This is a genomic window from Pseudomonas sp. MF6751, assembly GCF_016613265.1.
Classification (GTDB): Bacteria; Pseudomonadota; Gammaproteobacteria; order Pseudomonadales; family Pseudomonadaceae; genus Aquipseudomonas; species Aquipseudomonas fluorescens_BV.
This window is the reverse complement of sequence record NZ_JAENSV010000080.1, coordinates 1-8,438: the sequence shown is the minus strand read 5'-3', so window position 1 is coordinate 8,438 and position 8,438 is coordinate 1. Positions and strand designations below refer to the sequence as shown.

12 protein-coding genes are annotated in these 8,438 nt (G+C 58.1%); 10 read left to right on the top strand and 2 right to left on the bottom strand.

Features of this window, described 5'->3' with window-relative positions; translation table 11 throughout:
- Window positions 1-131 precede the first annotated feature (131 nt).
- Together JJD66_RS27480 and JJD66_RS27475 are read right to left on the bottom strand one after the other, a co-directional pair.
- The gene (locus tag JJD66_RS27480; protein ID WP_200649486.1) at window positions 132-323 is read right to left on the bottom strand and encodes a hypothetical protein; all 192 of its coding nucleotides are present in this window, start codon (window positions 321-323) and stop codon (window positions 132-134) included.
- A 400-nt stretch (window positions 324-723) separates the two neighbouring features.
- On the bottom strand, window positions 724-1,452 hold the full coding sequence (locus tag JJD66_RS27475; protein ID WP_169867362.1) for a LexA family transcriptional regulator: 729 nt from the start codon (window positions 1,450-1,452) through the stop codon (window positions 724-726).
- Between the two features lie 108 nt (window positions 1,453-1,560).
- Between JJD66_RS27475 and JJD66_RS27470 the strand changes: the two genes are divergently transcribed.
- The 10 genes from JJD66_RS27470 (at window position 1,561) to JJD66_RS27425 (ending at window position 7,970) form a co-directional block, all read left to right on the top strand.
- A complete protein-coding gene (locus JJD66_RS27470) occupies window positions 1,561-1,734 on the top strand; it encodes a Cro/CI family transcriptional regulator (RefSeq protein WP_153368514.1) in 174 nt (57 codons plus the stop codon).
- A 2-nt stretch (window positions 1,735-1,736) separates the two neighbouring features.
- A complete protein-coding gene (locus JJD66_RS27465; RefSeq protein ID WP_126588724.1) occupies window positions 1,737-2,045 on the top strand; it encodes a CII family transcriptional regulator in 309 nt (102 codons plus the stop codon).
- A 2-nt stretch (window positions 2,046-2,047) separates the two neighbouring features.
- Complete coding sequence (locus JJD66_RS27460; RefSeq protein ID WP_200649485.1) at window positions 2,048-2,314, top strand: hypothetical protein; 267 nt, start codon at window positions 2,048-2,050, stop codon at window positions 2,312-2,314.
- Window positions 2,311-3,324 (top strand): replication protein, encoded by a 1,014-nt coding sequence (locus JJD66_RS27455; RefSeq protein ID WP_267911486.1) that lies wholly within the window; start codon window positions 2,311-2,313, stop codon window positions 3,322-3,324. The genes JJD66_RS27460 and JJD66_RS27455 overlap by 4 nt, the downstream gene beginning before the upstream one ends.
- A complete protein-coding gene (dnaB, locus tag JJD66_RS27450; RefSeq protein WP_200649483.1) occupies window positions 3,321-4,661 on the top strand; it encodes a replicative DNA helicase in 1,341 nt (446 codons plus the stop codon). The genes JJD66_RS27455 and dnaB overlap by 4 nt, the downstream gene beginning before the upstream one ends.
- A complete protein-coding gene (locus JJD66_RS27445; RefSeq protein ID WP_200649482.1) occupies window positions 4,661-5,311 on the top strand; it encodes a hypothetical protein in 651 nt (216 codons plus the stop codon). The genes dnaB and JJD66_RS27445 overlap by 1 nt, the downstream gene beginning before the upstream one ends.
- Entirely contained in the window at window positions 5,311-5,976 is a 666-nt protein-coding gene (locus JJD66_RS27440; RefSeq protein WP_200649481.1) for a hypothetical protein, read from the top strand. Before JJD66_RS27445 ends, JJD66_RS27440 begins: the two co-directional genes overlap by 1 nt.
- A 265-nt stretch (window positions 5,977-6,241) precedes the next feature.
- A complete protein-coding gene (locus tag JJD66_RS27435) occupies window positions 6,242-6,712 on the top strand; it encodes a hypothetical protein (protein WP_060765634.1) in 471 nt (156 codons plus the stop codon).
- The gene (locus JJD66_RS27430; protein ID WP_200649480.1) at window positions 6,709-7,293 is read left to right on the top strand and encodes a recombination protein NinG; all 585 of its coding nucleotides are present in this window, start codon (window positions 6,709-6,711) and stop codon (window positions 7,291-7,293) included. Before JJD66_RS27435 ends, JJD66_RS27430 begins: the two co-directional genes overlap by 4 nt.
- Window positions 7,290-7,970: a hypothetical protein gene (locus JJD66_RS27425; protein ID WP_200649479.1), complete on the top strand. Its 681-nt coding sequence runs from the start codon at window positions 7,290-7,292 to the stop codon at window positions 7,968-7,970. The genes JJD66_RS27430 and JJD66_RS27425 overlap by 4 nt, the downstream gene beginning before the upstream one ends.
- The last annotated feature ends 468 nt before the right edge of the window (window positions 7,971-8,438 follow it).

The following is an 8,438-nucleotide window of genomic DNA, read 5'->3' as shown; positions in this document are numbered from 1 at the left end:
CCTTGCATATGGCGATGATCTGCTGCATCAGCGGGCTGATCTGCTCGTCGTAGATCTCTTCTTTGTTCATGGTCGTGCTCCGGTGATTTTCCCAATACACCCGTCGCCAGGTGCATCAGTGAAAATGCCCTTCATGCTTGCAGCGCATTCAGCTTTTGGCGGCAGTCCCGGACCTCTTCCATACAGTGGTTGGCTTTCGCTTTGTCACCGCTGCGCAGCGCTTGCTTGGCCCAGTGCGTCCAGTCGTCAATGAAGCCTTGAAGGTCGGCAGCGAGCGCTTGCTGGGTGCTGACAAACTGGCCTTTGTCGTTACGAATATTCATGGTCTTGCCCTCCGTTGATTTCCAATGCCGCCTCATCGAAGCGGCATCAGGAATCTGTGGGTGTTTCCAGCAAACCAGCCTGCCGACAAGTCGAGCAGGGGAGCATTGCTGCGTTGCGTTATCTCCCCCAGGCTTATTGCCGGGCTGTTGCCGAGGCGTAGGGCGGAGTGTTGCTTGGCGAAGTTAAAGAGCGTTCGGCGTCTGCCTGGCATCGCTGCCTGTGTTGCGGCGGGTCTTGGTAGGCCCTGGCGAGTTGCCGTGGCGTCTCGATGGAGTAAATTTAAGCGCACTGAAATAGATAGTCAAGCGTGCTGAAGAAAAAATATTCAGTGTGCTTAAATTTCTGGGCGAGCAGACACAAAAAAGCCCGCACTAGGCGGGCTTGTCGGGCGGGACTTTATTACCGTCGCGGGGATCTTCTAACCGTAGACCACCAGAAGACCCTTCCAAGCATGGCAATTTCCTGGAACTGCTCGGCACTCAGGATTTCATCAGGGTACTCGTCGGCGTTCTCGCTTCTGACGCGAACAGAGTTGCTAGGCATCGAGTACAGGTACTTCACCCGCAACATGCCGTCTTGGTTGAACGCATAAATCTCGCCATCCACGATATTGGTGAAGCTGGTATCAAACCCAATGGCGGCTCCATCCAGTATAAGCCGCTCCATCGACCGGCCCTTAACCCGCGCCACCGCCGCGCAATCAGGCTGTACGCCTGCCGCCCTGAGCGTGTCCTTGGAGAAGCGGAGCTTTCTATCAGCAACCTCAACTACTTCTGTCATGCCATTCCCTGCGGCAAATTCTACTTCGGCGTAGTAGGGCAGCTCTACTTCGTCGTCATCAAGCGGCGTTTCCGCGTCCCAGACCGATGCCAGGCCGATCAGTTCGCCCTGTGAGTTGTTAGGCCCTGCCTCTATGGCCCTCTCGGGCCCGGTGCCGAATGTAAGCCATTCAGCCCTAAAGCCCGTCGCCTTGGCCAGAGCAAATACGCTTTCAGCCTTCAGTGTCTTGCTCTCACCGCTGATCCATTGAGTAACAGCGGATGGCGCAACTTTACAAAGGCTAGCAATTTCGCTCTTAGATTTCCCGCTGAGCGTGATAGCGCGGGCAATGCGTTCGTTTCTATTCATCCTGAAATTTTAAGCCAACTGAATTTAAGTGGGTGAAAACCGAAGAGCCCTGTTGCGCGAGTTATTTAAGTGTGCTGAAATCGCCATATAACTACGCGAGGACTCGCAATGAACATCAACGACGCCATCAAGCATTTTGGCTCCAAGACGAAGCTTGCAGCTGCACTCGGTATCCATCCGAGCGCTGTAACCCAGTGGGGGGAAACCATCCCTACTACCCGCCAGTACCAGCTCCAGGTCATCAGCAAGAACAAGCTGAAGGCTGATCAGAAGGCCGCTTGATCATGTCGACCAATCAATTAAGCCAGGACCAGGCTGTAAGGGCCCGCAAGAATTATCACTTCATCGTGCAGAAGCTTGCGTCGGTGGGGAATGCGCCGGTTGCGGTTGCAGTGGGTTGCGACGAAGCGACGATCAGCCGAATGAAGCCAGAGAAGTTTGAGCAGTTTGCTCAGATTTTGTCGGTGCTCGACCTGAAGATCGTACCGAATGAGATGCGCTGCTTTAACGAGCGCGATATCGAGATGCTGATTCATGCATCAAAACGCTGGATGGAGCATATCCACGGCGTCGATCAGCTCCAGGAAGAATAACCATGGCCAGCAGATCGGCGCATCCAGCGGAAAGCGTGAACAAGGTCATTGACCGGGTTTTGTTGACCCTGGGCGAGTCAGGTCCAGTGCTGGCAGGAACCAAAGAATTCCATATGCAGGAAGCAATGCAGGCCGCGACTTTGATTCGTGGCCTTTACAGCGACGTAGCCAAAAGAAAAGCCCGCAAGGACTGTGTAAGTCATTTGCGGGCTTCTTTGTCTCGTCCGGCTGCAACCGGGTCGAGTGATATGCACTTCAGGACGGAATGAGTATGAGCAATATAATCCCACTTCGCAATACCGGGGGATTTACCCGGATGGAAAACAAGCTCATCGAGGCCTTGATGGTTGTCGATCTGCCTGGGCGCGAATTGAAGGTTGCGCTGTACGTTGCCAGAGCCACCATAGGCTATCAGGTGGCCGAAGCTCGCATCCAGGCTACCGAGATATCCAAGGCGACCAACATCCACCCTGACGTGGCTTCCAAGGCCATCAGCCACCTATTGAAACGCCGCATCCTCTATCGGGTTGGCGGGGCACGTGGCGATATCGGCATCAGCGAGCCTTCCGAATGGATCTTCTACGACACAAAAAAAGAATGTCCGACTCAGACCATATCGTCCGACTCGGATCATTCAAGCCGAGTCGTCAGCATTGCGAGACAGACCAAATCCGACGACTCCCTTCTTTATACAAAGAAAGAACCCCTAGTAACTGTTTCTACGAAACAGATTACTGCCCCCCAGGGGGCGGAACCCGCTCAGCCTGAAATCAAAATCGGAAACGCGGCATGTGGGGTTTTGTTCGATGGTGAAGATTTTGAAGTCGACCCCACCCTGATCACCAAGTGGTCAGAAGCCTACTCGCCGATTGACGTTGAAGCCGAGATCAAGCGTGCCGCCGCCTGGGCCAGTGGGAGCAAGCCAAAGAAGGACTGGCGCCGCTTCCTGGTCAACTGGCTGGGTCGCGAGTTCAAGAAGAACCCAAGCGGCGCATCCGAGGCCGGTGTGCCGGTGGACAAGATTATCGACCTGTACCACAAGGTCTGCCCGAACCTGCCAGCCGTCACCGTGGCAAGCGACAGGGTTCTGCGAAGCATGATCGCCGAGCGCTGGAACGAGTCACCGCTGCACCAGAGCGGCCAGGGTTTCTGGCTCACGTTCTTCCAGAAGGCTAATAACCGCAGTCAGGTGTTCTTCCGTGGCGCCAACGTTGCGCCGCGCCTTGAATCCCTGGTCAGTCGCGCTGTTTTCCGTGAAGTCTCGGAGGCCGCCCAATGATGGACCTCCATAGCCTTGAGGCCGAACACGGCGTGATTGGCGCCATGCTCTGCCAGCCGCACCTGATCGACGTACTGAGCGACGACCTGTCCGCTGATGCGTTCGCGTGGGAGGACAATGCCGAGCTGTACCGCCTGATCCTGGAAATGCACGCCGACGGCCAGCCGGTTGACGTGGTGACGCTTCATGATCGCCGCGCCGAGCTGTCGAGCGGTGTTCGCGTAGCTGCCTACGCCGCCGAAATCCAGGCCAGCACGCCAAGCGTTGCGAATGCCCAGGTCTACGCCAAGATCATTCGCCAGCGCGCCGTGTGCCGCCTGATGTCCGCCGCCGCCGCCCGGATCAACGAGATTGCCCACGAAGAGGCGAGCATTGAGGACAAGATTTCTCTCGCTCAATCCATCGTGCTTGGCCTGGACAGCACTGGCAGCGACGGTGAATGCCAGATGGTTGGCGACATCCTGATCGAACACGTTGAGGTCCTGCAGGATCGTCTGGACAAGTTCGCCGCCGGGATCGTCATCGACGGCCTGGGTACCGGCATTCCTGATCTGGACTCATACACCCAGGGCCTTAAGTCCGGCCAGATGATCGTGGTTGCCGGCCGCCCAGCGATGGGCAAGACCACTTTGGCAATGAACATCGCTGCCGACGTGGCGATCAACCAGAAAAAGCCCGTACTGGTGATCAGTCTGGAGATGAGCAAGACCCAGCTGATGGACCGCCTGCTGGCAGCCGTCGGCGGGATTCCGCTCCCATCGCTAAAAACCGGCGAGTGCAGCAATGATCACTCCACGGAACTGAACATGGCGGTCATGCGCCTGCGTGACGCGCCGATTGCAGTGTCGGACGTTCCAGTCATGACCATGCCGCGCATCCGTTCGATTTCCCGTCGTCAGTCGCACCGCATGGGCTCGCTGGGCCTCGTGGTGATCGACTATCTGGGGTTGGTTGAGGGCGAAGGGAAGGGCAGGACCGAGGATGTCACCGCCATGTCTCGCCAGATCAAGCTGCTGGCCCGCGAGCTTGATTGCCCGGTGATCATCCTCTCCCAGCTGAATCGTGGCTGTGAAGGGCGCCCAGACAAGCGCCCGGTTCTCAGCGACCTGCGCGAGTCGGGCGCCATTGAGCAAGACGCCGACATCGTCATGTTCGTGTACCGCGACGAGGTGTACCACCCAAATACTCAAGACAAGGGCATTGGCGAAATCATCATCCGGAAGAACCGAGACGGCGAGATCGGCACGGTGCCTACGGCCTTCCAGGGTGCCAAGTCCCGATTCCTGCCGCTGGCCAACCACGCCCGCCAAGACAACGTCGTGAAGGTGAATTTCTGATGAGAGACAAGCAAACGATTTTCCGCTACGGCGGTTACGAAATGCGCTCCCACTCTGAAACCCGCTGGGCGGCGATGATGGATGCAATGAGCGTGGCCTGGGTATACGAGCCGCGCACTGTGGTCACTCGCCACGGCGGCTACATGCCTGACTTCTTTCTGCCGGCTGTTGGTGCGTTTGTCGAGGTCAAAGGGCCAGTCCCGAGCCAGGTTGAGCGCGAAAAGGCGTGGGACACCCAGCAGGTAACCGGCTTTCCCGTGGTATTCGCTTACGGTCGTGCCGAGATGATAGGCGGCGAACTGTTCCACGGGATGCTGAGCTATTTCAGTGAGCGCGGCGAGGTCAGCTACTCGGCTGCCGAGATCGGCGCAGCGGTAAGGCGCTGGTTCGGAATTCACACATACGCCGCGTACCTCTCGGCCGGCGAGCATCAGCGCCGACCTGATTACGTGCTCCTTGGTGACGTTGTGGATGAGGTCATCACTGGCTGGATGGATCGTCAGGCGCGCGAGGTGTACCTGAAGAGCGTCCACGAGCCAATCAACCAGCGGAAGCTGGCCCAGCATCGCCAGGCCAGCCGCGCCGAGTGGGCGCTTTCCCAATTTTCTCAAAAAATAACCCAGTGCTGGAATGCACGGGAGGCCGCGTAATGACCGACTACACCGAACTGAAGCGGCTGGCCGAGGCTGCAATCGTCGCGCTCGATAAGTACAACGCCGATGAGTGTAATTATGAATTAGCTGAGGCCTTTGGTGCTGCTGATGATGCTTTTCACGATGCAGCTGGGCCCGCCACAGTCCTGGCCCTGATCGCCGAGAACGAGCGGCTGGATGCGATCAACAATCAGATGATTCTGCTGGAGTGCAACGGAGGGACTGCGCAGGCAGCAATAAACCTGCTGGAAGAACGCGACAAGCTCCGCGCCGAAGTCGCCGGCCTACGCACCGGCTACGAAGCCTACGAGCAGGTGAATGCTGAGCTGAAGGCTGAGAACGAACGTCTGCGCGCCGGCTTGAAGGGCGACTACGACCTCGACGCTTGGCTCGACTGGACGCAAGAGGCGGAAGAGCTGCGCAAGGAAGCAGACAAGTGGAAGAGCGTGCAGCGTGCCGGGGATCAGCTCCTAGCCGATGAAGGGCGCGCCGCTATCTGGTCGGCATGCTCGCGAATCCTGATCAGCGTTGCTAATGAGCTGAATTCGGGTCGCAGCGTTGTCACTGAAGAGGGTGTAACCAAGGGCGGCGTTGAAATTGGCGACTGGCGCGTCACGGTTGAGCGAATCGACGCCGCCCTGGGCCAGGGAGAGCGGTCATGACCGACTTGAATCAACTTTCGGCGTCGGCCCGATCCGCAGCAATGCGAGGCGGTACCGCTTGGTGGGGTCAGGTCGGTGGCCTGGCTGAGCATATTCGATACATGGAGCTGCGCCCAAAGCGCTCGGGCCGCAAGCCTAAATGCAGCTGCGGCTGCGGCACTCCGAAAACACACACGGGGTTCGCCAACGGCGTCTGCTTAACGAGTGGCTGCGAGATGTCCATGCGCCGCTGGGTAAAAGCCGCTGGAGTCAGGAGGGTCGCGCCATGACGGACAAGATCAGCGTCAACTGCCAGGCCAAGCTCTCCGAGGCCATCACCAGCCTGACCGCCATGTACCGCGACAAGAAGTTCGTGGTGGTCTCCCTGCGCCCTGGCAAGGACCGCACCCTGGACCAGAACGCCTTGTGGTTCGCGATGTACAAGCGGATTGCCGAGATGACCCAGATCGGTGACGCCGCCGACGCCCGCCGGTACTGCAAGCTGCACTTCGGCGTGCAGATCCTGCTGAACGAGGATGCCGGGTTCCAAGCTGACTGGTACCAGGTCATGCGCCACCTGACCTACGAGACCAAGCTGGCCTTGATGGGCGGCTGCAAGTTGTTCGGCCCGGATGGTATGCCGGTGACCAGCCTGTTCAATCGCGCCCAGGGCATCCAGTACACAGACCGCATAGCTCATTACTTCACCGGCCAGGGTGTTGTGTTCACTGACCTGCTTAGCCAGGAGGCCGCATGACCATCGAACGGAAGCCAGCCAAGCCGAAAAAATGCCGCGTTGCTTCATGCGGGGCCTCATTCGTGCCTTCGCGGATGGGCCAGGCGGTGTGCAGTCCAGCCTGCGCCCTGATCGATGGACCGCGTCATGCGCCGAAAGCACGCAAGGCCCTGGATCAGATCGAGCGCAAGGAAATCAAGGTCCGCAAGGAGAAGCTGAAGAGTAGGGCGGATCATGCCAAGGACACTCAGCACGCTTTCAATGCCTGGATACGTGCCCGTGACGCCGGACAGCCCTGCATTAGCTGCGGGACCACAGCTGACGTTCAGTACTGCGCTGGACACTACAGGACGACTGCCGCAAGCCCAGAGCTCCGCTTCGATCCGCTCAACGTACACCTTCAGTGCAATCGCAACTGCAACATGGGTAAGTCCGGAAACCTCCTTGGGTATCGGCCTGGCCTGATCCAGAAGATTGGCATCGCGGCCGTGGAGTGGCTGGAAGGGCCCCATGAGCCCAAGAAGTACACCGTCGAGCAATTGAAGGCGATGACCGCCGAATACCGGGCAAAGACCAGAGAACTCAAGAGGGCTGCAGCATGAACTACCAAAACGTCATTTCTGCAGTCGTCCGCGCTCTGGCGGCGGAAACCATCAACAGCGCCGGAGGGTGCAACATCGAGCCGCGGGTACAGACCAGCAAGCTCAAGGGGGAGATCACCGGCAAGGATGCGGCCCTACTTGCTGACTGCATCGTTCACAAGCTGCTACACGCCCAGCTTTCCCCGCGGCATTGGAATGCATTGGTGGCGAAGTACAGCACCCACCGCGGGCGAAAGATCGATTCCATCGGGCGGCTTGTCGCGGTTGTGCCTTCGCCCGCGCCACTGCGCTTCACTCAACAGGCAGTGCTGGTCTGGGCTGTGCCGCAGCAGTCGAAGGGCATCCGGCGTGCAGTGGTCGAGGTCAAAGCTCCGAAGCATCGCGAAAACAAGGATGAGGGCCAGTGGGATTGGCGCAATAAAGCGGCCGACGCAGATATTGCGCGCGCCAATAAGCACGCCAGGTCATTGGCCGAGACGAAGCCGGGAGAGATGATCGTCCTTGCCGAGTCGAACTACGACATGACGAACTGGGATACCCAGGGCCTGACGGAGCGCACCTATCAGCGCTGGAATAAGAACATCAAGGGAGCGCTAGAGTCGATGGTGGACGAGGCTTTGGTCGATGCACAGCACATGCTTGAGGCCGTAGGGGTTCTGTCTGGGGAGGCCGCATGAAAATAGTCCCTCAAAAGTGCTTGCAATATCATGTCGCCATGTCGCATTATTCACCCATCCTGTCATTCCTGCGTGTGTAGGACTGACTAAGAAGAACCCGGCCACTGCGCCGGGTTCATGGTCTACATCGGAAAGTCTTCTGACTAGCTCAAACTGGGATAGAGCGTACGGGTAAAACCGTAAGGATGCAGGTAGAAGTCCTGCTACGAAGGCTTTGCCGATGCAGATGATGGAAGGTGAACGACACGGGGTAATCCGTTGAGAGGTAAACCGCATTAGGGTTAGGTATATCCGGCCCTGATTAATCCCAGGTTCGAGTCCTGGCCATCTGCACTTATTTTAAACCCGGCCACCGCGCCGGGTTTTTTATTGCCTCGAATTCAACCTTCTGGAGCTGCGCATGAAGCTGAAAGCCAAAAGCAATCTGCTGGAGCGCGCCAGAAAGGCTTGGGAGGCGGTCGCACGCCA

Bases quoted from the DNA above. Each gene is read 5' to 3' on its own strand.
- JJD66_RS27480 (WP_200649486.1), bottom strand. From the start codon at position 323: ATGAATATTCGTAACGACAAAGGCCAGTTTGTCAGCACCCAGCAAGCG.
- JJD66_RS27475 (WP_169867362.1), bottom strand. From the start codon at position 1,452: ATGAATAGAAACGAACGCATTGCCCGCGCTATCACGCTCAGCGGGAAA.
- JJD66_RS27470 (WP_153368514.1), top strand. From the start codon at position 1,561: ATGAACATCAACGACGCCATCAAGCATTTTGGCTCCAAGACGAAGCTT.
- JJD66_RS27465 (WP_126588724.1), top strand. From the start codon at position 1,737: ATGTCGACCAATCAATTAAGCCAGGACCAGGCTGTAAGGGCCCGCAAG.
- JJD66_RS27460 (WP_200649485.1), top strand. From the start codon at position 2,048: ATGGCCAGCAGATCGGCGCATCCAGCGGAAAGCGTGAACAAGGTCATT.
- JJD66_RS27455 (WP_267911486.1), top strand. From the start codon at position 2,311: ATGAGTATGAGCAATATAATCCCACTTCGCAATACCGGGGGATTTACC.
- dnaB (WP_200649483.1), top strand. From the start codon at position 3,321: ATGATGGACCTCCATAGCCTTGAGGCCGAACACGGCGTGATTGGCGCC.
- JJD66_RS27445 (WP_200649482.1), top strand. From the start codon at position 4,661: ATGAGAGACAAGCAAACGATTTTCCGCTACGGCGGTTACGAAATGCGC.
- JJD66_RS27440 (WP_200649481.1), top strand. From the start codon at position 5,311: ATGACCGACTACACCGAACTGAAGCGGCTGGCCGAGGCTGCAATCGTC.
- JJD66_RS27435 (WP_060765634.1), top strand. From the start codon at position 6,242: ATGACGGACAAGATCAGCGTCAACTGCCAGGCCAAGCTCTCCGAGGCC.
- JJD66_RS27430 (WP_200649480.1), top strand. From the start codon at position 6,709: ATGACCATCGAACGGAAGCCAGCCAAGCCGAAAAAATGCCGCGTTGCT.
- JJD66_RS27425 (WP_200649479.1), top strand. From the start codon at position 7,290: ATGAACTACCAAAACGTCATTTCTGCAGTCGTCCGCGCTCTGGCGGCG.